Source organism: Paenibacillus sp. cl141a (assembly GCF_900109305.1).
In the GTDB taxonomy this organism is placed as follows: Bacteria; Bacillota; Bacilli; order Paenibacillales; family Paenibacillaceae; genus Paenibacillus_AQ; species Paenibacillus_AQ lautus_A.
This window is the reverse complement of sequence record NZ_FNZO01000002.1, coordinates 569,740-594,403: the sequence shown is the minus strand read 5'-3', so window position 1 is coordinate 594,403 and position 24,664 is coordinate 569,740. Positions and strand designations below refer to the sequence as shown.

The following is a 24,664-nucleotide window of genomic DNA, read 5'->3' as shown; positions in this document are numbered from 1 at the left end:
CCCGCCCCGAATCACGGGACGGGATTGCATTATTAGACGATTTTGTGAATCCTGATTCAAACTACAGGTTCACGACCGAAGTCACGTTGCGCACGGATTCCGCCGACTTATCCAGCGCCGCCTTCTCTTCGGCGGTCAGCTCAAGCTCGAAAATGCGCTCGATGCCGTCTCCGCCGAGAATGGCCGGTACGCCCATGAACAGGTTGTCATAACCGTACTCGCCTTCCAGAAGGGCAATAACCGGAATAATCCGTTTCTTGTCCTTCAGAATTGCTTCCGTCATTTGGACCAAGGAAGCCGCAGGCGCGTAGTAGGCGCTGCCGTTCCCCAGCAAATTGACGATTTCGCCGCCGCCGACCCGGGTGCGCTGCACAATCGCTTCAATGCGTTCAGCAGGAATCAGCGTGTCGATCGGAATGCCGCCCACGCTGGAGTAACGAACGAGAGGAACCATGTCATCGCCATGGCCGCCCAGAACGAAACCGCGGACATCCTCAACGGATACGTTCAGCTCTTGCGCGATAAAGGTGCAATACCTTGCCGTATCCAAAACGCCGGATTGACCGATGACGCGGTTCTTGGGAAATCCGAGCGTGTTATATGCCACATAGGTCATGGCATCCACCGGGTTGCTCAGGATGATGACCGTGGAGTTCGGTGCATGAGTCTTCACGTTCTCGCATACGGACTTCACGATTCCTGCATTGGTGTTGACGAGGTCATCGCGGCTCATGCCCGGCTTGCGGGCTACGCCTGCTGTAATGATTACGATATCGGAATCAGCTGCATCTTCATAGTTGGATGTACCGACTATGTTGCTGTCAAATCCCTGAACGGGACTTGCTTCGAGCATATCCAGCGCTTTACCTTTGGTAGGGTTCTCGAGCTGCGGGATATCCAGCAGCACCACATCACCCAGTTCTTTTTGAGCCAGCATCAGGGCGGTAGTCGCACCTGTGAAGCCAGCACCTACTACCGTAATCTTTTTACGAGTAATTGCCACGATGAATCTCCTCCTTACAGGTTTTTAATAATTTCGTCTGCGAACTCGGAGCATTTCACTTCAGTAGCGCCTTCCATCAGGCGGGCGAAGTCGTAAGTCACGGTTTTGTTGTTGATGGACGTTTCCATGCCTTTGTAGATCAGGTCAGCCGCTTCCTGCCATCCGAGGTGCTCAAGCAGCATAACGCCGGAGAGGATAACGGAACCAGGGTTAACTACGTCCTTGTCTGCATATTTCGGAGCCGTACCATGAGTCGCTTCGAAAATCGCATGTCCTGTTACGTAGTTGATGTTAGCGCCCGGAGCGATACCGATACCGCCAACTTGTGCAGCCAGAGCGTCAGACAGGTAGTCGCCGTTCAGGTTCAATGTCGCAATGACGTCAAAGTCGGTTGGGCGAGTCAGAACCTGCTGCAGCGCGATATCGGCAATCGCATCCTTAACGATGATTTTGCCGGCTTCTTCAGCCGCTTTTTGAGCAGCGTTAGCTGCATCTACGCCGTCTTTGTCCTTGATGATATCGTACTGGGCCCAAGTGAACACTTTATCGCCGAATTCGGCTTCAGCCACTTCGTAACCCCAGTTTTTGAAGGCACCTTCCGTAAATTTCATGATGTTGCCTTTGTGAACGAGCGTTACGGATTTGCGGCCATGCTTGATCGCATATTCAACCGCTGCGCGTACAAGACGCTTGGAACCTTCGGAGGACACCGGTTTGATGCCGATACCGGAAGTTTCCGGGAAACGGATTTTGTTTGCTCCCATTTCGTCTTGAAGGAACTTGATCACTTTCTTCACTTCGTCGGAGCCTTCTTTGTATTCGATGCCTGCATAGATGTCTTCCGTGTTCTCGCGGAAAATAACCATGTCGACCAGTTCAGGACGTTTTACCGGAGACGGTACGCCGTTGAAATAACGGACAGGACGCAAGCAGGTGTACAGATCCAGCTCTTGGCGAAGGGCTACGTTCAGGGAACGGATACCGCCGCCGATTGGCGTTGTAAGAGGTCCTTTAATTGCAACGATGTACTCGCGAATCGCTTCAAGCGTATCGTTCGGGAGCCACTCACCGTATGTATTGTATGCCTTCTCACCGGCAAATACTTCATACCAGGCAATTTTCTTGGAACCGTTATACGCTTTTTCTACAGCTGCATCCAGGACGCGCTTGGAAGCTTTCCAGATGTCACGGCCTGTGCCGTCGCCTTCAATAAAAGGAATAACAGGGTTGTTAGGCACCTGCAGGGTTCCGTTATCAATCGTGATTTTCTCGCCTTCAGTCGGCAGTGCGAATTTTTCCAGTTTCATGAGTATGAGTTCCTCCTTCGAATATGGTTCTTTTCTCTAGCCATTTCAATGTGATACTGTGTGCAATAGGCATAGAGAAATCCGCCACCCGCGATTCACTCGCGTTTAAGCGGTTCTCTAGCCTATTGTACATGATTGTCAGCCACTTAGCGAAGTTCTATCGGCACATATTTTTGATCGGTCATCCCCGTATACTCTGCGCGCGGGCGGATAATACGGTTGCCTTCATACTGCTCAAGAATATGCGCGGTCCATCCGGATACGCGGCTGATCGCGAAAATCGGCGTGAACAATTCGTGTTCAATGCCAAGCTGCGTATAGACGGAGGCGGAATAGAAATCGACGTTCGGCTTCAGGCCTTTTTGGTTGGTAACCGTTTCGTCGATCAGCACCGACATATCGTACAACGTGGTATCGCCTTTCATTTCGCCAAGCTCGCGCGACATTTTTTGGAGATGCTTCGCGCGCGGATCGCCGTTTTTGTATACGCGGTGTCCAAAGCCCATAATTTTTTCACGGTTGTCCAGCTTCTCTTGAATGTACGCCTGCGCCCGATCAATCGAACCGACTTCGTTCAGCATCTTCATGACGGCTTCGTTCGCGCCGCCGTGCAGAGGGCCTTTCAGCGCGCCAATGGCGGAAGTAACCCCGGAATAAATGTCGGACAGCGTGGCTACGGTCACGCGGGCCGCAAACGTGGATGCGTTAAGCTCGTGGTCCGCATGCAATACGAGCGCCTGATCCAGTGCCTTAATGGAAGTCTGGTCAGGATCCTCGCCTCTGAGCATATACAGGAAGTTTTCCGCGATGGAGGCGCCTGCTTTCGGAGCCACCGGCTCTTGGCCCTGACGAACGCGGGCAATGGCAGCGATGATCGTCGGAAGCTGAGCTTGAAGTTTAACCGCTTTCTTCTCGTTCGCTTCACGGCTCATATCGTCGCCTTCGGCGTCGTACAGAGCGAGCGCGGATACAGCCGAACGAAGCGCAGCCATCGTATTGCCGTCCTTCGGATACAATTTGATCTGCTGGATAAGCTCATCCGGAATGGCGGCATAGTTGCTCAAATCTTGTTGAAGCGCCTTTAACTCTTCTACGTTCGGAAGCTTTCCGAACCAGAGCAGGTAGGCTACCTCTTCAAAACTTGCATGTTCTGCGAGATCGTCAATATCATATCCACGGTAAGTCAGAACGCCATCGACGATCGAACTAATCGCGGAGGTGGTAGCTACAATGCCTTCCAAACCCTTGGTAGCTGTCATGCAACATCTCTCCTTTATGATCGGGATAAACTGAACTATTTTGACAATCATGAAAACATTTTCATGAAGCCAGATAAAAAAGAAAAACGCGCAAAAAATTGCTATGGTCCTAGTCGCAAACCTTCTCATATCATACTGGATTTTGTCTGATATGTGAACATGAGCAGCGACATTCGCCGCATCAAATTGTTTTATCGATACCATAAACATTTTTTTGAAATCACTTACAATTCCATTATACCTGTGATAATTCTCATTGTCGAATCATGAAGACGAGCATTTTTGAACTCTTTATCCTTATATTGACACTCCCTGCATACGTATAGAATAAGCCTTTCTGCTCGTCCCTCCAAGTCAGCTGCAAAGGAGTGTGATTCATTGGAACGATTGATGCTTAAACGTTTGGGCCGGGGAGTGTGGGTGCTGTCTTCCATCTTCGGGATCGCCTATTTGATATATGTACTGCTGCCGCTGCTTTATCCCTTCCTTCTGGCCTGGATCATCGCCTATGCGATGAACCCCTGCGTCAACCTGCTCCAGCGGAGTCTGAGAATGCCGCGCTGGATCGCCGTCACGATGTCCCTGCTCCTGTATTTCGGCGCAGCCCTGTTGATTCTTACCGCGGCTGTCAGCAGGCTGGTCAAGGAACTGATTGCCCTGTCCCAGTCCTTCAATCTCCACATTGACGCCTGGATGGAATGGCTGACAGCCTGGACGCAGAATGAGAGCTTCCAGAATATCGTCAATGAAATCAGCCGTTTCTATCAGAACAACCCGAATTATCACGATACCATCAACCAAAACATTACCCGCACGACGCAGACGATTGGCACGGCCGTGACCGACCTCGTTACCGGTATTTTTAACGGTATCCTGCAAATTATTTATTATTTGCCGAATTTAGGGACGATTTTCATTGTCGTGTTGCTGTCCACGTTCTTTCTCAGCAACAGCTGGGAACGTCATAACCGCGCGCTGCTCCGTCTCCTGCCCGACGTCATTCGCAAACCTGTGAACTATATCTTCTCGGATCTGAAAAAAGCGTTGTTCGGATTTGCCAGAGCCCAGCTGATTCTTATATCCATTACGGCCGTCATCGTCACGATCACGCTCTATGCGCTCGGCGTGGATTCCGCCTTCTCCATCGGGCTTCTGATCGGCTTGGTGGATCTTCTCCCGTACCTGGGTGTCGGCATCGTCCTGATTCCTTGGTCGCTGTATGCTTTTATGTCTGACGACCTGACACTCGGCATCGGGCTGACGGTCCTGTACAGCATCATCCTGGTCGTCCGTCAGATCATGGAGCCCAAGGTGCTGGCCAGCAGCGTCGGGCTGGACCCCCTTGCCGCTCTGCTGGGCATGTTCGTCGGACTTAAGCTGTTCGGGATTTTGGGACTGGTCATCGGTCCCGTGTCGCTTGTCATCCTGGATGCTTTTCATCGGGCCCATGTGTTCAAGGATTTGAGGAATTACATTATCGGGGGCAGGTTCAGGTAGCCCTCGCTAAGAAACGGCTTGGTTTATCTTATCATTGGGCTAATGTGAACATCGTAACTAGGTTGCTCCCTGCATAAAATAGACCGGCCCCTTGCGGGACCGGTCTTATGGTAATGTCTGCTTGTATTATCTGCGAAAGATCGTAATCTTGCCGTTTTTCATATTTTTCTTCATCCATTTCAACAGCAAAATCCGATACAGCGGGCGGGTCAACGGAAATATCAACGTAAAGCCGATAATGTCAGTTACAAAGCCCGGCAGAATGAGAAGCACTCCACCCGCAAATATACATAGGCCATCCGCCATGGAAGCACCCGGAACCATGCCTGTATTCATTCTCTGCTTGGCGTCTTCCATCGCTTTGCGGCCTTCGAATCTCATCATGGCCACACCGACGGCAGAGGTCAGCAGTGTCAAAAGCAATGTATTCATGCCGCCTACGCGGTCCGCAACAAACTGAAAGCCGAATATCTCAATAGTAGGCACAAAAATAATCGCTGCCAGCATCCATTTGAACATGAAGCTACTCCTTCCTCCCCAAAAGGGTATCCTTCAATGCATCATACAGCTTTGGCGCGCATTTATCCAGTCGGGCCGGCTTCCACTCCCGGTTCAGCCATACATGCCGGGTCGATCCTGCCGTTAACAAGGCTCCGGGGAGCTCGGACTCGGTATGCCAACCTCTCGCTCCCAAATCCGCCTGCTCCTGCTCACTCAGCAGACGGACCTCGTATTCATAGTGTATTCGCAGCGGGGAGAAAGCAGTCATTCTTGTAAATATCGTCACGAGATCATCATATCGCGCCGGCCGGCGGTACTTGATGTCAAGATCCACTACAGGGAGCAGGACGCCTTCTTCTTCCATTCCCCGATACGTAAATCCCATTTCACGGATCATTTCGGTACGCCCGATCTCAAACCAGTTTAAATAGTTCGCATGATATACGACACCCATTTGATCGCTTTCCTGATAACGCACCCGAAAGGATGTCCAGAACCAGCGGCTTCGCGTCGGTACGGATGGATTAGCCAACGTCTTCTTCCCCCTCATGTATGCAAAAAGCAATGGCCGACAAGTAACGTCGTCCATTGCTTATATGCAGCTATATTCAGAATCCAGCGGATTCTTGATGATGAATCTACTTCTGCTGTGGAATTTGATCCACTTTCAGCAGGTTCGTGGAACCGGAACGTCCCAGCGGCACGCCCGCCGTAATCACAACAAGGTCGCCTTCTTTCACGAGCCCGGATTTCACACCGCCTTGCAGCGCATAATCAAACATCTCGTCCGTAGAAGAAGCCTGCTCGCCTTTAACCGGCGTTACGCCCCAAGTCAGTGCCAAACGTCTCAGCGTTCTTTCTTGAGTCGTAACGGCGACGATAGGAGCCTGTGGACGGTATTTGGATACCATGCGAGCTGTTTGACCAGATTCGGTAGACGAAATGATCGCTTTGGCATTCAGGTCGAGTGCCGAAATCGCAACCGATTGGCTGATCGCTTCGGTTACGCTGGTTTCTTGTGCAATGCGCTGTTTCAAGAACAATTCACGATAGTTCAGTGCGGATTCGGCTTTTTCCGCGATGCGGGACATCGTCAATACCGATTCCACCGGGTATTTACCTGCAGCCGTTTCGCCGGAGAGCATGATGGCATCGGTTCCGTCGAAAATCGCATTGGCAACGTCACTTGCCTCCGCACGGGTAGGACGCGGGTTGCGCTGCATGGAATCCAGCATTTGCGTAGCCGTAATGACCGGTTTGCCCGCCAGATTACATTTTTCGATCATGCGTTTTTGAACCAATGGAACTTCCTCAGCCGGAATCTCAACGCCGAGGTCGCCACGGGCTACCATCAAGCCGTCGGATACTTCCAGGATTTCATCCAGGTTGTCAACGCCCTGCTGGTTCTCGATTTTGGAGATGATTTGGATATGCTCGCCATTGTGCTTCTTCAGCAATTCGCGAATTTCCAGCACGTCACTTGCTTTACGAACGAAGGAAGCGGCAATAAAATCGATGCCCTGCTCGATTCCGAAAATGATATCGTTGGCGTCTTTTTCCGTAATACCTGGGAGGGAAATCGCGACTCCCGGCACGTTAACACCTTTTTTGCTCTTAATGGTTCCGCCGTTAACGATGCGGCATCTGATTTCGGTGCCTTGAATCTCCACCACGGTCAGACCGATCAGACCGTCGTCGATCAGGATCGTCGATCCGACTTGAACGTCTTGAGGCAACTCTTTATAAGTAATGGACAAACGATTCTTGTCACCAAGGATTTCCTCGGTAGTAAGGGTGATATATTCATCTTGTACAAGCTCAATCGGTTCCACTTCAAGTTTGCCTGTACGGATCTCCGGTCCTTTGGTATCAAGCAGGATCGCTACCGTTTTGTTCAACTCTTCGCAAGCTTGGCGGATGTTCTTGATCCGGTTGCCATGCTCCTCGAAGTCGCCGTGGGAGAAGTTCAAACGAGCCACGTTCATGCCGGCCATAATGAGCTTCTTGGTGTTTTCCAACGATTCACTGGAAGGACCGATGGTACATACAATTTTTGTTTTGCGCATTTGGGTTTCCTCCGTTTATTAAAGGGTTCTCTATATCTCTTTTTCCAACAACTAAATCTACTACAAAAAGTCTCATTTGTATAGGAACTTTGTCATATCGTCACATACTCATCAGACTTTTAGAGGATAACGTCTTCCGGTTCCGCCTTCGCAAAGTCGAATTCGCCGATCTTGCGGAATTTGCGGTACCGGTCTTCCTTCAGCTCGCAGGCATCCATCACGGACAGCTCCTTCAGCTGGCTGATCAGGGCGCTCCGAATGGCAGCAGCCGTCTCCTCGTAGTTACGGTGCGCACCGCCCTTAGGCTCAGGAATGATCTCCTCGATGACTTCCATTTCAAGCAGGTCTTTGGCGGTGATCTTCATCGCTTCCGCGGCCTGGTCCGCCTTGGACGCATCCTTCCATAGAATGGATGCCGCGCCGTTCGGCGAGATGGCGGAATAGATGGCGTGCTCCAGCATCAGCACGCGATTGCCTACAGCCATCGCAAGAGCACCGCCGCTTCCACCTTCGCCGATGACCACACAAACAACAGGCACCCCAAGAGACGACATCTCCCGTAAATTGCGGGCGATCGCCTCGGACTGACCTCTTTCTTCTGCTGTATTACCCGGATATGCGCCTTTCGTATCAATAAACGTGATAATGGGGCGCTTGAACTTGTTCGCCTGCTGCATAAGCCGCAGGGCTTTCCGGAAGCCTTCCGGATGCGGACTTCCGAAGAAACGGGCGATATTGTCCTTCGTGTCTTTGCCGCGCTGCTGGCCGACCACCGTGACCGGAACGCCGTCAAGTTTGGCCAAGCCGCCGACGATGGCAAGGTCGTCCCCGTAGAGACGGTCTCCATGCAGCTCGATGAAATCCGTAAAGATCAGCTGGATCAGGTCAAGCGACGTCGGCCGCTGCTGATGACGGGCCAGATGCATTTTCTGGGAAGGCGAAATCGAGGAATAAATCTCTTCTTCCAAACGACTATATCGTTCTTCCAGGCGGGCGATTTCATCCGTGAAATCGATCCCTTTTTCCTGTCCGAATTGTTTCAGTTCATCTATCTTCTTGCGCATTTCGGCAAGTGGCATTTCAAAAGGCAATTCGCCTGACATCAGAATCCCCCTTTCACGGTATGCATCTCCAGCAGTTTACCAAGCATGGAGCGCATATCTTTCCGATGAATAACCATGTCAAGCTGACCATGCGCCAAATTGAACTCCGCTGTCTGAAAATCGTCCGGCAGCTTCTGGCGAATGGTCTGTTCAATAACGATACGGCCCGCAAAGCCGAATACGGCTCCCGGCTCGGCGATGTTGATATCGCCAAGCGTCGCAAAGCTGGCGGACACGCCGCCGGTCGTCGGATCCGTGATCACTGAAATGTAGAGCCCGCCGAGTTCATTGAACCTGGACAGGGCCGCGCTTGTTTTGGCCATCTGCATCAAACTGAGAATGCTCTCCTGCATCCGGGCGCCGCCGGAAGTGGAAAAAATAATGAGCGGTAAACGCTTGTCCGTCGCAAACTCGATCGCACGGGTGATTTTTTCCCCAACGACGGAGCCCATGCTTCCCGTGAAGAAGTCAAAACTCATCACGGCCACCACAACGGGCTGGCCCAGGATGGAGCCTTGGCCGGTAATCACCGCATCATGCAGTCCAGATTTCATCTTCTGCTGCTCCAGCTTGGCCGCATATCCCGGAAACTTGAGCGGGTCCACCGAGATCATCTCCGCGTCAAACTCTTCAAAGCCTGTCTCATCCAGCGTCATGGCAATCCGTTCAACCGCGTTCAAGCGCATATGATGCCCGCACTCCTGACACACCTTCAGATTCTTCTCGAGCTCTTTGCTGTATTGAATGGTGCCGCACTTGGCACACTTATTCATCAGACCTTCCGGAATTTCCCGTTTCGGGCGTTCGCCTTCCTGAGGCTGCCCTGCCGTCCCAAGTCGTTCCGATGGGATCGTTGCGTATTTTCTTTTTTTCTGAAACAAGTCTTTAAACACAACTACACCTCTCCAGCCGTAAATTTGAATGGCCGCCGCAATAGCACATCGCCGATCCGTACGCTAAGCTTCGCTATGTAACCCAGATGAAACTAGGGGTGCAATATCGAATTCAACACTTCCTGTACTTCCTCAAGCTCTCCGGAGGGTACCAAAATCTCAAACTGCTGTTTGGAAAGATTCACAGGACGGCTTTGAACCAAAAACCCTTCTTCCGTTAGCCTGGTCTTGATCATTTCCGCCACCTTTGCAGTTGGCGCAATATAGATAACCGTCCACATGCCTTTCAGATCCCCCTAATCTCGTCCCACAGGCATATCCTGAGCCGATATAATGGATAATGATAACATACTTCAGTTTTTACCTCAACAAAGAGAGCAGGGGGGCTGAAAGCCAAATCCGTACCCTATGCAGCGATTCGACAACACTCGCGCAAATCAGTCAGATCCCGCGGCATAATGGGCCGCATCGGGATTGTTATGCGCGATTCGCGAGGAAGCGGCGGCGGCAATGCCTGCAACGAGATCATCCAGAAACACATGAATCCCGTCCGTTTTTTCATTTAATATCTCAATCACGCCAATTTTTTCTTTATCCAGGTAGCCGAAGCTGGTCAGTCCAATCATGCCGTATATGCTTGTGACACCGAGCGCCATGGTCTCATCCACACCGTACAACGGTTCGTCCTGCTCCATAATTGATTGCAGCGGCTCCGGCAGCAGTTTCTTCTCCGCCAGCTCATCCAGCGCAATGCCCGTATACAGGGTATACTGCACTTCGCGCTTCCCGAGGACAGCCCGCACGCTTTCCTCGCACTGCGCGATGGTTAGCGTCGGATGGTAACGCTGTTGAAGCTTCAACACAATATCCGCGATGGAGTTTACGCTGACTCCTCTGCGGCTGAGCATGCTCTCTGCCAAGTCCATTGACACCACAAATCCCCCCCGCGTCTTTGGCCGTTGCTCTGTCACTGCGGTCATCGCCGTGAAGTGCCTTCTTCAAGCGAATACTCGGCCAACATTCTTGTAGTGTCCTAATTGTATGCGGGAGGGATGGGAAACGTTCTTAAATTTTCATGTCACTTCACTTTAACGGTGTCTTTGCCCAGCATGTTCTCCATTTCGGCAATGAGCTCTTGCGAGGGCTTGATCCGATAGGCATCGCTGAGCGCAAGCACCTTCTGGCTTCGTTCATAAAATAACACCGTTGCCACAGGCCCGGGATGCCGCTGCAGAAGCTCTTTCAGCTTGACCAGCATCTCCGATCGCTCCGCATCGGCCGTTATTTTTACAAACACGCGCTGCTCTGCTTTAGGATTCGATGCGTTTGCTCCAGATTCCTTCCCGGACGTTCGGTTAAGGCCCGAAACTTCCTTTCCGATCGGAGGCAGGTCTTGGCCTTTCGTGGCGGCAAGCGGCTGCGCTGAATTCAGAACGGCATTTGGTTCGCCGGCCGAAGCCGCCTGCTTGCCGGTTGCGCCTGACGCGGCGCCCCGGCCTGCTCCCTCGGCCCTGCCTCTGCCGCCCTGCGTTCCCCGGACCTTGCTCCTCCGAACGAGCTGGCCCAGGGTCTGCGCTTCAAGCGGAGCGATTTCTTCGGCCAGCAGCTTGAAGCCTTCGTCCTGCAGCTGGACCTTGGCCCGGATCGCGAGCAGGGCGCCTTTTTCAATCAGGTGCGCGCTGCGCTTCCACACTTCCGGAAAGAGAACCACCTCGCAGCGCTCGATTTGATCCTCGCACTCCATGAAAGCCATCGCTTTCCCTTGTTTCGTCGTAATGGTCTTCAGCGAGACCACCATGCCGGCAACCGTAGCCATCGATTCATCCTCCGCTTCATGCAGATCCATGAGCCGATCCGCTCCGGACTCCGTCAGCGTCTCTTCAAAGCCGTCCAGCGGATGACCGGATAAATACATGCCCAGCAGCTCGCGTTCGAATTCAAGCTGTTGACTTGCAGTATAAGGCGGGATGTCCGGGTATTCAATGTCCCAATTCGCGGTTTCCACGAAGTCGAAGAGCTGAATCTGAAGATCATCCCGCTCCTTTCTCCACTTCACGGCCGCTTCCACCGTTTCGTCCAGCATGGCGACCAGCTGGGAGCGGTGCCCCTGCAAGGAGTCGAAGGCGCCCGCCTGGATCAGGGACTCGATCACGCGCTTGTTGCATACGCGGAGGTCGACGCGGCGGCAGAAATCAAGCAGGCTTTCAAACGGCTTTTCGCGCCGGATCTCGACGATATTCTCCACCGCTTGCGTGCCGACGTTCTTGATGGCGGCAAGCCCGAATCGGATCCCGCCGCCCTCGGCAGCAGAACGGCTCATGACCGGCGTAAAATACGTCCCGCTTTCGTTGACGTCCGGCGGCATGACCTCGATATCGATGCGCCGCGCCTCCAGCACGTATTCGGCTACCTTCCGATGGCTGCCCATGACGGCTGTCAGCATGGAAGCCATGAACGGAACCGGATAGTGCGCCTTGAGATAAGCCGTCTGGAAGGCCAGCACGCCATAAGCGGCTGCATGCGCGCGCGGGAATCCGTAGTTGGCAAACCGGACGATCATGTCGTACACGCGGTTGGCCTCATCCTCGGTATAGCCCAGCTTTAGGCTCCCTGAAACGAAGTGGCTGCGCTCGCGGTCCAGCACCTCGCGTTTCTTCTTCGATACCGCTCTGCGCAGCAGATCCGCTTCCCCGAGCGAGAAGCCCGCCATGGTCGAAGCGATCTGCATAATCTGCTCCTGGTATACGATAATGCCGTACGTATCGCCGAGTATCGGGATCAGGTCCGGATGGGGGTACTCCGGCTCGATCCGGCCGTGCTTGGCCTGAATGAACTTCGGAATAAATTCCATGGGACCCGGGCGGTACAGGGCATTCACCGATACGATATCCTCAAACACCGAAGGTTTCAGATCCTTCAGCACCCGCCGGATTCCGGCGGATTCGAGCTGAAATACGCCCGTGGTCTCCCCCCGGCCCAGCATTTCGTAAGTCGCTTGGTCGTCATCCGGCACTTGTTCGAAATCAAGCTCTCTGCCGGTCAATTCTTGAATCCATCTCAGCGTGCGCTCGATGATCGACAGCGTCCGCAGGCCCAAAAAATCCATCTTGAGGAGACCTACGCTCTCCAAATTCTCCATGGAATACTGCGTCAGCGCCGTCTTCTCGCTGCCTTCCTGCAGCGGCACCGCATCCGTCAAGGGCTCCCTGGAAATGACGATGCCGGCCGCATGCGTCGATGCATGGCGCGGCATGCCCTCGACCTTCATCGCCATGTCGATCAGCTCGCGCACCTTCGGCTTTGTCTCGTACTGCTCCTTCAGCTGCGGGCTTTGCTCCATCGCTCTTTCAATGCTGATGCCCAGGTGGTTAGGGATCAGCTTGGCCGCCTTGTCCACATCCCCGAACGGCACATTCAGCGCACGCCCGACGTCGCGGACGGCTGCCCTTGCGGCCATCGTACCGAACGTAATGATCTGGGCCACATGCTCTTTCCCGTATTTGTCCACCACGTAATCGATGACCTCGTCCCGGCGCTCATCGCTGAAATCGATATCGATATCCGGCATCGTGATCCGCTCCGGATTCAGGAAGCGCTCAAACAACAGCTTATATTTCATCGGATCCACATTGGTAATCTGCAGGGTATAAGCCACTAGGCTTCCTGCCGAGGAACCCCTTCCGGGTCCGACCGCGATGCCTTTCCGGTGGGCATAGGCGATAAAATCCCATACGATCAGGAAATAATCGCTGAAGCCCATGCTCTCGATAACGCCGAGCTCATAATCGAGGCGCTGCTCCAGCTCGCTGCGCTGCCCTTCATCCTGCCACCGTTCCGTGCCTTCATAGCGTTCCCGCAATCCGCTCAGGCAGAGATCCCGCAGGTATTCCGCAGCATCCTTCCCTTCCGGAAGCGAGCTGTATTCCGGCAAAATGGATTTGCCGAACTCCAGCTCCAAATGGCACTGGTCCGCAATCTTAGCCGTATTCAATATAGCTTCAGGCACATGGGGATACAGACGCTCCATGTCGCTGCCGCTCTTCAGATAGAGCTGGTTCGTCTGAATCTGCAGCCTGTCTTCATCTTCGACCGTCTTTCCCGTGCCGATGCAGATCAGGACGTCCTGAACCTCGGCATCGTTCTCGGTCAGATAATGCACATCATTGGTCGCTACCAGCGGAATGCCGGTCTCGCGGCTCAGCTGAATCAGCTGGGGGTTCACGCGCTTCTGCTCGGGAATGCCGTGATCCTGCAGCTCCAGATAATAATCCTCTCCAAAAATCGCCTGGTAACGAAGCGCAGCCGCCTTGGCTTCCGCCTCGCGTCCATGAAGCAGATGCTGGGGAACCTCGCCTCCCAAGCAGGCGCTGAGGCATATGATTCCTTCATGGTGGGCGGCCAGCGCCTCCATATCGATTCGGGGTCTGTAATGATACCCCTCCAAATGCCCGATCGAGCACAGCTTCATTAAATTGCGATAGCCGGTCTCATTCTTGGCAAGCAAAATCAAGTGATAGATCGGCTGGTCCTTGCGGCTTCCCCGCTCCTTGCGGGAGCCTGCCGTGATATAGGCCTCGCAGCCGATAATCGGTTTGATGCCCTGCGCCAGGCAGGCTTTATAGAACGGAACGGCACCGTACATCACGCCATGATCCGTCAGCGCCAGCGATTTCATGCCAAGCGCCGCCGCTTCCCGCACCAGGTCACCGATACGTGCCGCTCCATCGAGCAAACTGTATTCACTATGCACGTGCAAATGCACGAAAGAGCTCATCGTAACGCCTTCCTTTCGCCGGTACATATATATTTAAAATCAACTCAGAAATAACTTATAAAGTCTTTATACTATTTTATCATAATCCCGCTAGGCCCGCCCATAGAATGAAACTAGGGAATACGTGGACAGGCGGTTGCCGTGACATCCACCGAGAGAAGAAAGGAGACATGAGGGCATGAGCGTTTTTTTATCCAAAGCGATCCTGGACTTTTTTATAGCCTTCGGCATCGTGCTGGGGGGGGCCATGGTGGGAGGCGTGGGCGCCGTGCTGTCCCTGCAGCCCCCGACCCTGACCATGATAGAAGTGGCCGACCGGATTAAGATATGGGCGCTTGCCGCCGCCATCGGAGGCACTATTGATCCGATGCGGGTCATTGAAAGCAACATGGTAGTCGGCAATCTATCCCCTGCCATCAAGCAGGTTTTATATCTGGGTTTTGCATTTCTTGGAGCACATATGGGCAGCGAGCTGGTCAAATGGGTGTGCTCCAGCCGGAGCTGATCCATGCGCGTACCTCCGGCCCACCGATTCCGTCCCTTCTATCAGGTCGCATCCATCTTCGTGCTGGGGATGGTCGTCGGCAGCATCCTCTACAATTCGGTTTATCATGCAGCCTACAATAAATTATGGGAAACGAATCAGGAACAGCAGCTCAAAATAACGCAGTATGAAAAAGATATCGATTCGTTAAAAAAATACAATAAACAATCCACGGTCATCAAGGAAATCAAGATCCGCAGCGAACAAAACGACAGGGAGCCTCTTGATCCCGTCATCATCAAAGAGCTAGTCAGGCTTATGAGCGACGATCTGGCCGCCCTTCGCGGCCGCAACGTGTTTGATATCGATACGGACAGCAAGCTGACCCGTTCGCTCCTCAGCGACAAAATCTATACGGTCCGGGAAAAAGATTACAAGGTCCAAATCAAAACTATGCTTGTCATGGAAGGCGTGCTGCAAATCTGGGTCGGCGTCGATCATCTGGATGCAAAGTCAACGGGATCATGATACAATACATACTATTGTAAATGATCAAATCCAACATGCTTTTAGAGGTTGTTCAAAAGTCATCTTTTGATCACGAGGCAGCACATGAACACACACTTTTAGCCACACTCTGAGCATGTTACCGAATATAAAGGAGCCTTCCATTCCATGATAACCGTCATCCACTATATCCTGTACATTGTCCTCGTCCTGTCCGTCGTAGCTGCCGCGCTGTATAGCATTCGTGCACGGCGAGTAGCGGATCCGGTCGACCGCGGAATTCATATGTCCATGATGAACCTCTGCATGGGCATTATGCTGGTTTCCCTTTCGCTGGTGTGCATGTTCCTGTTCAGCGGCTCCACGCCAGCTGTCATTGTAGAAGCGGCGTTTCTGGTGCTCGGCGCATTCAATATATTTGCCGGCATTCGAAGCCGCACCTATTACAGCAGACTGAAGAATTCGCGAACGGCCGGCTGAATGAAGCTGAATTGAAAAAAGGCATCCCGCATGGTCCACAAGGCCGGCGGGGTGCCCTTTTTTATTAGTCGGGAAAGTTTCGCGTTAGCCGTGATCGATCGCCTGCATCGTCATGACCGCTTTGGCAATCAGGCTCGTCTGATGCTGGATTTCAATCTCCATCTTGCAGGTGCGCCTGCTGAGCTCCAGCAATTTCGGCATAATGACAATCGGATCCTCGATCTGCACAGGCCGGATGAAATACGTCGACAGATGATCGAGGACATGATCCCAGCCGCTGATATCCTTGGCTGCCTTCACGGCCGCCTGGCTCATCACGGTGGTGAGCACCCCTTGCGAAATCGTTCCGAGTTCCGAGGCCATCTGGGGCGTGATAAAGCCGTGGAAGAACAATCGCCCTTCCTCATCCCGATCCTCCGCAATCCCGTTCCAGATCAGCTGATCGAACGTCTCGCCGAGCTGAGGCTGGTTCCGCGCATCCCGTAGTGCGCCAAGGACCTCTTTCCGGGTGACGGTGGCAAGCAGCTTGCGGTTCCGGTCCACGATCGGCAGAAAATCGATCCCTTCCCACATCATGATCTGCGCGGCTGACGCAAGGGAGGTCTTCATGCTGGCCGTCACCGGATTGCGGGTCATCGCTTTCTCGATCGGCTGGGTTTCGGCCAGCCCTTCCACGTCGCGAACCCCGACGATGCCGATGACCCGGTTCCATTCGTCCGTGACCGGGTACCGGTTTTCCCCCGTCTCCTGCGAAATACGTTTGAATTCCTGAACCGTGACGGAGTTTTTCAGCTGGTGATTCCTGGGCTTATCATGGGCAATATCCTCCACCAGCATAATTTTCTTCTTAATTAAACGGTCGAAAATGGCCCGGTTGATCATGGAGGCAACCGTAAACGTGTCATGTCGGGACGAGATGATAGGCAGATCGAGCTGATCTGCCAGCAGCTTCACTTCCCGGCTCGTGCCAAAACCGCCGGTAATCAGCACGCCTGCCCCCTGCTCTAATGCCAGGGAATGGGCATCTTCGCGGTTACCGACGATCATGAGGCTGCCGGCGTCGATATAGCGGATCATGGCTTCGACCTTCATCGCGCCGATCACATACTTGTGCAGGCTTTTATTCAGCCCTTCGGCACCGCCAAGCACATGCCCTTCCACGATCTCAACGACATCGGCAAACGTAAGCTGCTCGGATATGTTCCGCGGCTTCCGTTCCACGCGAACCGTACCGATCCGTTCCTTCGTGACAACGATGCCCAGGCTTTCCGCTTCCTTCACCGCCCGGTATGCGGTCCCCTCGCTGACGCCCATCTCCTTGGCCAGCCGCCGCACCGATATTTTGCTTCCCACCTTCAAACTTTCAATATACTGAACCAGCTGCTCGTGTTTTGTAATCGTATCATCCCGAACGTCCAACTGTTACACCCCCATAACACTATCTGTACTATACTGTATCTATTATATCACGTCCGCTGACGCTCCCATACCCGTCAAATCCAAAAAAACCTCCCCTGAAGGATGGCGGATCGATAATCCAGCCGCATCGGCTTCAAGGGAGGTTTTTGTTTACCGCAGCTCTCGCTGCGATCCGCCACTTAATTGGCTTCTTGGCTCTTCTGTTCCTCAGGCCATTTCAGTTCCCACTGGCTCAATTTCTCCTTCCGGATTGCGTCCAGTGCTTTCTGCTTCGCCTCATCTACTCCGATAAGATAATAGAGATGCGATCCGATCACGAGCAGGGCAAACCCCGCCCAGACAGCACCGAACAGCGAAACCCAAGAGAACCCGCCGGAGAAAGAAATGCTCGGGAGGGCGTATATCAGCATGCCGAGTGCAACCAATAAATATGCGGTGTGTTTAAACTTGTTTTTCTTTTTTTTCATTGTAAACGCAGCTCCTCTACTCTCTGAAATCTATATTTCTACTCTATGAGGAGCTTGCGCAATTTATGAGACAAGTTTTTAAAAATATGTTCGAATGGTCTTCGAAGTTAACCGCCGCACCATGGTTACAAACGAGATCGCTTAGGATTGCGCCGGTCCGTACAGATGCTGCAGGCTGTCCGATATAATCTTGTTCACGTCTTCGATAATGACGCTCAGGCGCCGCTCGGCGTCAAACAGACGGCGGATGTTCAGGTTCAGGCTCAGCACCTCGAACTGCTTCTCCATCTTCTCCATTTCCTCCTGGGCCGGCATGTCTCCGGACATCATGCGCTGTTGAAGCTCCATCTGGCGCTGGCGGAAATCGTCCAGCATGCGTCTGCTCTCCGGATCTGCATCCACGAGTTTCATCGCGGAGGTAATCTCTTCTACCTCCTGGCTCTCCTTCATTGCTTTTGCCAAATCATGTGCTTTGTCATAAATGTTCATTCTTGGGTTCCTCCCCTATGTTCGGCTAAAGCAGCCGTTTTGTTCGTTCGCTTTGCCACATCTTAACTCTTAACATCTCATCTCCACAGCATCGTCAGCAGCGATTGGAATAATCCGATGATCCCGCCCAACAGAACCCCGAGCCAGGTAATGGCCCTGAACTCGCGGCCGGATACGCTCAGTATGACCTCTTCCAGCCGCTCGATCGGAAATTTCTCCACCTGCTCCTGAACGAGCTGCGGCAAGTTAACGGCCTTCATGGCCCCCGGGACGCTTCGCTCCAAGAAGCCCAGCCCCTTATCGAGCATTCCCGGCAGGGCCGCCTCGATAGCCGGCATGCGCGGGCCGATCGCTTCGCCAACGCGAAGAAGCTCGATCCGCTGAATCCATGTGGACCAAGGAAGCTTGTCATCCAATGTCCGGGTCAGCCACGCAAGCCCCGGCTCATCCGATGCATGTTCAATGATATCACCGATCGGCATCTCCCCGTAATGGGACAGCTTACCGGAGATGATGTCCGTGATGGTCTTGCGGACCTTCTCTCCCTCCAGCTGCTGGATCAGCACAGGGGTCATCTTCTGTACCAGTTTATCCTCATCCACAAAGATTGAGGCCATCGTACCGAGAAACCCGCCCGCCTTATCGATGAGCGAAGAAGCTACGTCCGACAGCATGAGCTGCCCCTTTGCCGACAAGAGCGTATGCTTCAGTTCCTTCAGCACGGTATCGGCTGCGGCGGCGCTCCAGCCCTGGATCGTTTCCTCCGACCAGCCGGGAACGAGCTCCTTCAGCGGCTTCGCCTCAAGTCCATAGCCGTGCCATATGGCAGCGGCACCTCGGGCCGTAAGCTCGCGCGCCAGCTGTTCCGCCCGGACCTTCATCTGCTCCCACTGCTCGGGGCTCCATACTTTCAGCGCCAAATCCCCAAAGCTCAGCTCCGATTCGCTCCATTCCTCCAGCTTCCGCCGGAGGCTTTCCTCCATCTTGCTGCGGAACACCGGCCTGCGAATCAGATCCTGAAGGCCCTCGCTTGTCACCAGGTAATCCGAAACCACATGCCCCAGCGACTCGGCAATCTCGTCCTTGCGCTTGGGGATGAGCCCCGGGGTAAAGGGTACGCGGCGGCCCAGGATGATTTTTTCTTCGCGGGGATGAAACAGCATTTTTATCGCAAAGTGGTTCGTTATGCCGCCAACAAAAGCAGCAACGCACACGTTCACCAAAATAAACAGCCAGTTCTGCATCTTCAGCACTCCTTTTTCCCGAGCAGTACAATCACCAAGGGATATATGTCCTCATATGATGCATTACATGCAATGATCAGATGAAGTATTCGTCTGTTCACTTAAGTATCCAGTTGTTGTCGGAAGGAGATCCATCATGCGCAAATCCAAGATCAAATCCAACACCAAATCCAAGATATCGGTTCAATTAATCCGCTCAGCCCAGCTTCCGGATAACGATATCAAGCTTGGTGACCGGCTCATAAGACAGCTCCGTATCCCGACAGATTCACCGATACAGCTTGCCTTTGGCTCCTTCAAGCAGGAAATCCGCGTTACTTCAGGAGGAAAATCGAACACGCTGGCCCTAAGCCCCACCATATTCAGCAGTTTGGAACTGCTTCCTCGCACCACGTTGAATGTCAGATATTATCCAACGGAAAAAATGCTGAAGCTCGGTCCGCTCATCGGTGTCATGGTCAGCCGCTTTTTACCGGATGAACCTGATAAACCTTTCGGGTCGATTTCGGCTTTCTGTTTGGAAATGGTAAACGCGGCCAAGAAACAAGGCGCATATGTGTACTTTTTCACCCCTGACATGATCGGTTCGAACCCGTCAACACTTGAAGCAATTATCTATGACGCGGGTTGGAAAAAGCGCAGCGTTCCAGCTCCTGACGTCATTAATAACCGGCTGTCTACCCGCAAACTGGAGAATAGTCCTAGCGTACAGCATTTTATGAGAGAAGTAAAATCACGATTCGGCACCCACATCTTTAACGAGAAATTCCTCGATAAATCCGATGTCTTCGAGGCGCTCGGACCCGATGCGAAGCTCCAAAAATATTTGCCGGAATCCTATTTGCTCAGTGGTTATCCGACTCTCAAAAAAATGTGCGCCGCGTATCGGACGGTCTTCCTGAAACCGGTGCGGGGAAGTCTGGGAAAGGGAATCATCCGGATATCCCGGCAAGAGAACGGCCATTACCAAACGATGACGACCTCTCTTGAAGGATCCAAGAAGAGCACCTACTCCTCGCTTCCAAAGCTGTTCAGCAGCTTATCCGGAAAAATAAAAAAATCGCGTTATCAAATTCAGCAAGGATTGGATTTAATCCGCATCAACCGGCGAAACGTCGATTTTCGCGCGCTTGTTCATAAAGACAAAAACGGCAAATGGGCAGTAACCTCGGTCGTGGCCCGAATTGCCGGGGGAAACCACTTTGTTTCCAATCTCGCCAGAGGCGGTACGCTATCTTCCGTCAAAGACGCGCTGGCCATGAGCAGCATTCCGTTATCCTCCAAGCAAACGGCTCCCGCCCGAATGAACCAAGCGGCGCTCGATATCGCTCATGGATTGGAGGCTGCCATTCCTTATCATTTCGGAGAACTGGGCATCGACTTGGCGATTGATACCTCGGGACGCATTTGGCTTCTGGAGGTCAACTCCAAGCCTTCCAAAGGCGAAAATGCGCCATTGAATGCCGACTCCAAAGTAAGGCCGTCTGCCGTACGACTCGTTCAATACTGTCAATACTTGACGGGTTTGTAAAAAAGGAGAACCTTATGTCCTCAAAGATAATAGGCACCCTGGGTGTCATGGCATGCCGCAAACCGGGCTTCCCTCCGTTTGCCGAGAAGGAATTTCTCCGCGAACTAAGCGTGAGGGCCGAGAGACTCGGCATGCAGGTATTTGTTTTTTGTCCGGATGATGCCTCACCACCTTCAGGTGCGGACAGGATAAAAGGATATCGCTTTAGTCCGGAAGAAGGCTGGAGCACCGGCACCTTCCCGCTTCCTGACATCGTCTATGACCGTTGCCTGCACCGAAGCGGCGAGGAAACGGCCGCGGCCGGTGAACTTCTGAACCGAATGTCGCAGCTTGGCGTTAAGCTGTGGTCACGCGGTCTGCCGGGCAAGCAGAAGGTTCATCAACTGTTAAAGCGCTCCTCAGCCATCAAGCCTTATTTGCCGGCAACCTTAAGTTATACGGGAGCCGAATCACTGAGCCGGGCTTTGCCCGCCTTTGGCGGACGTCTCTTCATGAAGCCAAGCGGAGGCTCTCAGGGCCGTCACACCTTGTACCTCGCATTGACAGATCAACAGCGTGTCAGACTGCAAGGAAGGGATCGGGGCAATCGCATGTTCCAGCAGACCATCCCCGTACAAGAGATGAACGAATGGGTGAGAAGATTTACCGGCCGCCGCCGGTTTATCATTCAGCCTTTCCTGAACCTTCGCAACGGTAACGGGCACCCGTACGATATCCGTTCATTGGTTCAAAAGAATGATCGCGGCTTATGGTCCGTCACAGGAATCGCTGTTAGGCAAGGAGCCAACCAAGGATTAACCTCAAACCTTCATGGCGGAGGCACGGCATTTCCCGCCCTCCCCTATCTAACGACCGAATTCGGAGAAGAAAAGGCCACGGAGATCATGCGGACCATCCGGGATTTGTCCGCTCAGCTTCCAGCTCTGCTGGAGGAAGGATTCGGCCGGCTCGGCGAGCTGGGAATCGATTTTGGCGTGGATACCAGCGGTCGGGTCTGGATTCTGGAGGTCAACTCCAAACCAGGCCGACGCGCATTTACACTAACGGGAGATGGTCACGCAGCCCGGCTGTCCGTCGAACATCCGATTCAATACGCCCGTTATTTATTGCTTCGACAACTTAGGAGGGTAAATACATGAGTTTGAATTTCGGAAATATTCATTTCTCGCAGCAGCCCGAAAAAGTCGTCTTTTTATCCGGTTCGCTTCTCAAGAGCCTGGGGCTATCAAGCAAGAAATCGATAAAGCTTCGCATTGGCACCAATACCGTGTCCGCTGCCGTGAAACCGATCGAACGGTCGGGAAAGCACATCTATTTAAGCAGCGGAGTCCGAAACAGCATCAACGTTCCCAGACAGGGTCCTGTGTATATCCACTCCCCCCGTGAGGGAGAACTTGAACTGGGGCCCGTGGTCGGGGTTCTGTCCGACGGTCCCCCAAATCCATCCAGTCCTTTTGGAGCCCGCACTTCGTATATCCGGCAGCTGCTTCGCGAAGGCAACAAAAAAATGTTCGTATATGCCTTTGCCCCACGGGATATTAACTGGCAGCGCGAAACCGTTCATGCCTATATGCTTGGTTCCGGCGGCGGCTTCATTCGCAAGACCGTTCCGCTTCCTGATGTCGTTTATAACCGCCTACCGAGCCGGAAAACCGACTTCTCCCCTTTTACCAACCAACTGAGGGACCGATTCGGCAAACGCAACATCAAATTCTTCAATTGGGCGTTCTTCAATAAATCGGATGTCTACTCGCAGTTGGACGGCGACCTGCAGGCGGGCAAATATTTGCCGGAAACCTACAACAATCCTAGTCCCGAGCGGATTAAGGATATGATGGAACGCCATCATTTCGTATATTATAAGCCTTCTGCCGGAAGTTTAGGCCTGGGTATCTACCGGTTAACCTATCTTCCCAAAAAAGGATACTATGCCCGCTATCACGGAAACGGCGGCAACACGCTGCTCAAATTCCCGAACTTTAACAGTCTGATGCGGATGCTTCAGGCAAAGCACGGTGCCAAGCTGAAGAACTACGTCATCCAGCAAGGAATCCGTCTCATTGAAATCGACGGATGTCCGATCGACTTCAGGTTCCATATGCATAAGAACAGCAGAAACCGTTGGGCCGTGGTGGGCATCGGCGCCAAGAAAGCCGGACGCGGCAGCGTCACCACGCATATCAAGAACGGCGGCTCGCTGTTGACGCCGGAACTGGCGCTCTCCCGCACTTTTGGAACCAGATCGCGTGATGTGCTGGAGCGCGCCAAGGAAGCCGCCATTGCAATGTCGGAAGCGATCGAGAATCACCACCCGCATCTGCTTGGGGAAATCGGGTTCGATATCGGAATAGACGATAACGAGAGAATCTGGATGTTTGAAGCGAATTCGAAGCCGGGCAGATCGATTTTCAGCCACCCTTCACTTAAAGCGGAAGGAAGAGCATCAGTCGAGCATATTTTTGATCACAGTTTGTATCTGAGCGGCTTCCACAGGGGGAATGATTCGTGATCAGCCGAGTGGAGAGTGATGGAAGACCGGTTGTAGCAATCTTGACCATGCACGATACGCAAACCATGTTCAGAGGCAACCGGCAAAACTTTCAGGAAATCATCAAGACGGGAAAAGATATGGGGTTTCTGGTCTATGTGGTCACGGTGCGCGATCTGAAGCTTGATACGGATGCTGTCAAAGGTTATATGCTGTTGAGCGACCATTCCTGGGAGCAGAGGTTATGTCCTCTGCCCCAGGTTATCTATAACCGGATTCCATACCGTGAGGATGAAGCCCTGCCATGGGTTCGCCGCAAAATCAAGGAATGCCAAAGCCATCCCCATATCGATCTCTACAACCCACATTTCTTTAATAAGTGGAGACTGTTCGCTTGGCTGAACAAATCGCGGTTAACCAAGCAGTGGACGCCTCTCACTAAGCGCTTGAAGGGGTATCCGACTTTATGTGAGATGATGAAGCGGAAACCCTACCTGTATCTAAAACCGGAGGATGGCAAGGCCGGTCAAGGAATTATGAGGATTCGTTACCAGAAAAACAAATCGCTTCCCTACCGCATCCAGATTCAGAATAACAAAAACAGTACCACGTACAAAGCGGCTTCCTTGGAAAGGCTCTGGAACCGGGTTTATCAGGAAACCAAAGGAAGCTCATACCTTATTCAGCAGGGAATCGAGCTGGCTCAGGTCCATGGCCGCTCCTTTGATCTCCGCATTCTTGTGCAAAAGAACGATTCGGGTTTCTGGGCGGTCACGGGAATCGGAGCACGCATGGCAGGGGCCAAGAGCATAACCACGCATGTTCCCCGCGGAGGAACGATTGAGGACCCGGAGAAGCTGCTGCCGGTCGTATTCGGTCCGGAACGGTCCGATGCCATCCTGAGCGAGGTTAGAAAGGCAGCCGTGCATATGGCACGGCAGATTGAGAAATGCTCCGGGCAGATCCATGGGGAAATGTCCATGGACCTCGGAATCGATAACGAAGGCGTCCTTTGGTTCTTCGAGGCGAATTCAAGACCGATGAAATTTGACGAACCGGCGATCCGCAAAAAATCACTGGAGCGGATTTTTCAATATTCCGACTATCTGATCAAGCAAAAGTAAATCTTGCACGGTCTCAAGCACCGGCCAA

23 protein-coding genes are annotated in these 24,664 nt (G+C 52.9%); 8 read left to right on the top strand and 15 right to left on the bottom strand.

Translation table 11 applies throughout. The features are described 5' to 3' along the window. Positions 1 to 61: 61 nt before the first annotated feature. The 3 genes from mdh to citZ form a co-directional block, all read right to left on the bottom strand. Complete coding sequence (mdh, locus tag BMX45_RS07900) at positions 62 to 1,003, bottom strand: malate dehydrogenase (RefSeq protein WP_015736984.1); 942 nt, start codon at positions 1,001 to 1,003, stop codon at positions 62 to 64. A gap of 14 nt (positions 1,004 to 1,017) precedes the next feature. Beyond that, entirely contained in the window at positions 1,018 to 2,310 is a 1,293-nt protein-coding gene (icd, locus tag BMX45_RS07895) for an NADP-dependent isocitrate dehydrogenase (RefSeq protein ID WP_009595069.1), read from the bottom strand. A gap of 146 nt (positions 2,311 to 2,456) precedes the next feature. Then, a complete protein-coding gene (gene citZ, locus BMX45_RS07890; RefSeq protein ID WP_090909199.1) occupies positions 2,457 to 3,569 on the bottom strand; it encodes a citrate synthase in 1,113 nt (370 codons plus the stop codon). A 378-nt stretch (positions 3,570 to 3,947) separates the two neighbouring features. Here citZ and ytvI point away from each other — a divergent pair, with 378 nt between their 5' ends. Beyond that, complete coding sequence (gene ytvI, locus BMX45_RS07885) at positions 3,948 to 5,066, top strand: sporulation integral membrane protein YtvI (protein ID WP_090909198.1); 1,119 nt, start codon at positions 3,948 to 3,950, stop codon at positions 5,064 to 5,066. A 126-nt stretch (positions 5,067 to 5,192) separates the two neighbouring features. Here the strand turns inward: ytvI and BMX45_RS07880 are convergent, their stop codons facing one another. From BMX45_RS07880 to BMX45_RS07845, 8 genes are all read right to left on the bottom strand, one after another. Continuing rightward, entirely contained in the window at positions 5,193 to 5,585 is a 393-nt protein-coding gene (locus BMX45_RS07880) for an FxsA family protein (protein WP_009595058.1), read from the bottom strand. Between the two features lie 4 nt (positions 5,586 to 5,589). Further along, entirely contained in the window at positions 5,590 to 6,099 is a 510-nt protein-coding gene (locus BMX45_RS07875; protein ID WP_090909197.1) for an acyl-CoA thioesterase, read from the bottom strand. 106 nt (positions 6,100 to 6,205) lie between these two features. Continuing rightward, positions 6,206 to 7,633, bottom strand: coding sequence for a pyruvate kinase (pyk, locus tag BMX45_RS07870; protein WP_009595064.1), 1,428 nt, complete (start codon positions 7,631 to 7,633; stop codon positions 6,206 to 6,208). A 119-nt stretch (positions 7,634 to 7,752) separates the two neighbouring features. Further along, a complete protein-coding gene (locus tag BMX45_RS07865) occupies positions 7,753 to 8,736 on the bottom strand; it encodes an acetyl-CoA carboxylase carboxyltransferase subunit alpha (RefSeq protein WP_015736987.1) in 984 nt (327 codons plus the stop codon). Next, positions 8,736 to 9,629 (bottom strand): acetyl-CoA carboxylase, carboxyltransferase subunit beta, encoded by an 894-nt coding sequence (gene accD / locus BMX45_RS07860; protein WP_009595062.1) that lies wholly within the window; start codon positions 9,627 to 9,629, stop codon positions 8,736 to 8,738. Before accD ends, BMX45_RS07865 begins: the two co-directional genes overlap by 1 nt. A gap of 92 nt (positions 9,630 to 9,721) precedes the next feature. After that, a complete protein-coding gene (locus BMX45_RS07855) occupies positions 9,722 to 9,910 on the bottom strand; it encodes a hypothetical protein (RefSeq protein WP_006212044.1) in 189 nt (62 codons plus the stop codon). Between the two features lie 156 nt (positions 9,911 to 10,066). After that, entirely contained in the window at positions 10,067 to 10,561 is a 495-nt protein-coding gene (locus BMX45_RS07850) for a phosphatidylglycerophosphatase A family protein (protein ID WP_090909541.1), read from the bottom strand. Between the two features lie 146 nt (positions 10,562 to 10,707). After that, the gene (locus BMX45_RS07845) at positions 10,708 to 14,403 is read right to left on the bottom strand and encodes a DNA polymerase III subunit alpha (protein ID WP_090909196.1); all 3,696 of its coding nucleotides are present in this window, start codon (positions 14,401 to 14,403) and stop codon (positions 10,708 to 10,710) included. Between the two features lie 178 nt (positions 14,404 to 14,581). Between BMX45_RS07845 and BMX45_RS07840 the strand changes: the two genes are divergently transcribed. The 3 genes from BMX45_RS07840 to BMX45_RS07830 all read left to right on the top strand — a co-directional run bounded on the left by BMX45_RS07840 (position 14,582) and on the right by BMX45_RS07830 (position 15,874). After that, a complete protein-coding gene (locus BMX45_RS07840) occupies positions 14,582 to 14,908 on the top strand; it encodes a YtrH family sporulation protein (protein WP_009595060.1) in 327 nt (108 codons plus the stop codon). A 3-nt stretch (positions 14,909 to 14,911) separates the two neighbouring features. After that, positions 14,912 to 15,415, top strand: a complete 504-nt coding sequence (locus BMX45_RS07835; RefSeq protein ID WP_009595061.1) for a sporulation membrane protein YtrI — start codon at positions 14,912 to 14,914, stop codon at positions 15,413 to 15,415. A gap of 147 nt (positions 15,416 to 15,562) precedes the next feature. After that, positions 15,563 to 15,874, top strand: a complete 312-nt coding sequence (locus BMX45_RS07830) for a YtpI family protein (RefSeq protein WP_090909195.1) — start codon at positions 15,563 to 15,565, stop codon at positions 15,872 to 15,874. Positions 15,875 to 15,958: 84 nt separating this feature from the next. On the opposite strand, the gene BMX45_RS07825 is transcribed toward BMX45_RS07830, so the two are convergent. The 4 genes from BMX45_RS07825 to BMX45_RS07810 all read right to left on the bottom strand — a co-directional run bounded on the left by BMX45_RS07825 (position 15,959) and on the right by BMX45_RS07810 (position 19,493). Then, complete coding sequence (locus tag BMX45_RS07825; protein WP_090909194.1) at positions 15,959 to 17,293, bottom strand: DRTGG domain-containing protein; 1,335 nt, start codon at positions 17,291 to 17,293, stop codon at positions 15,959 to 15,961. A 179-nt stretch (positions 17,294 to 17,472) separates the two neighbouring features. Next, positions 17,473 to 17,760 (bottom strand): hypothetical protein, encoded by a 288-nt coding sequence (locus BMX45_RS07820; protein ID WP_015736991.1) that lies wholly within the window; start codon positions 17,758 to 17,760, stop codon positions 17,473 to 17,475. A gap of 141 nt (positions 17,761 to 17,901) precedes the next feature. Then, complete coding sequence (locus BMX45_RS07815; protein ID WP_009595776.1) at positions 17,902 to 18,249, bottom strand: YlbF/YmcA family competence regulator; 348 nt, start codon at positions 18,247 to 18,249, stop codon at positions 17,902 to 17,904. A gap of 77 nt (positions 18,250 to 18,326) precedes the next feature. Beyond that, on the bottom strand, positions 18,327 to 19,493 hold the full coding sequence (locus BMX45_RS07810) for a DUF445 domain-containing protein (RefSeq protein WP_090909193.1): 1,167 nt from the start codon (positions 19,491 to 19,493) through the stop codon (positions 18,327 to 18,329). A gap of 136 nt (positions 19,494 to 19,629) precedes the next feature. Between BMX45_RS07810 and BMX45_RS07805 the strand changes: the two genes are divergently transcribed. From BMX45_RS07805 to BMX45_RS07790, 4 genes are read left to right on the top strand one after another with little or no spacing between them, the layout of a single operon-like run. Continuing rightward, positions 19,630 to 21,024, top strand: coding sequence for a YheC/YheD family endospore coat-associated protein (locus BMX45_RS07805; RefSeq protein ID WP_090909192.1), 1,395 nt, complete (start codon positions 19,630 to 19,632; stop codon positions 21,022 to 21,024). A gap of 14 nt (positions 21,025 to 21,038) precedes the next feature. Next, positions 21,039 to 22,163 (top strand): YheC/YheD family endospore coat-associated protein, encoded by a 1,125-nt coding sequence (locus BMX45_RS07800; protein ID WP_090909191.1) that lies wholly within the window; start codon positions 21,039 to 21,041, stop codon positions 22,161 to 22,163. After that, positions 22,160 to 23,533, top strand: a complete 1,374-nt coding sequence (locus tag BMX45_RS07795) for a YheC/YheD family endospore coat-associated protein (protein WP_090909190.1) — start codon at positions 22,160 to 22,162, stop codon at positions 23,531 to 23,533. The genes BMX45_RS07800 and BMX45_RS07795 overlap by 4 nt, the downstream gene beginning before the upstream one ends. Beyond that, positions 23,530 to 24,636 (top strand): YheC/YheD family endospore coat-associated protein, encoded by a 1,107-nt coding sequence (locus tag BMX45_RS07790; protein ID WP_090909189.1) that lies wholly within the window; start codon positions 23,530 to 23,532, stop codon positions 24,634 to 24,636. The genes BMX45_RS07795 and BMX45_RS07790 overlap by 4 nt, the downstream gene beginning before the upstream one ends. The last annotated feature ends 28 nt before the right edge of the window (positions 24,637 to 24,664 follow it).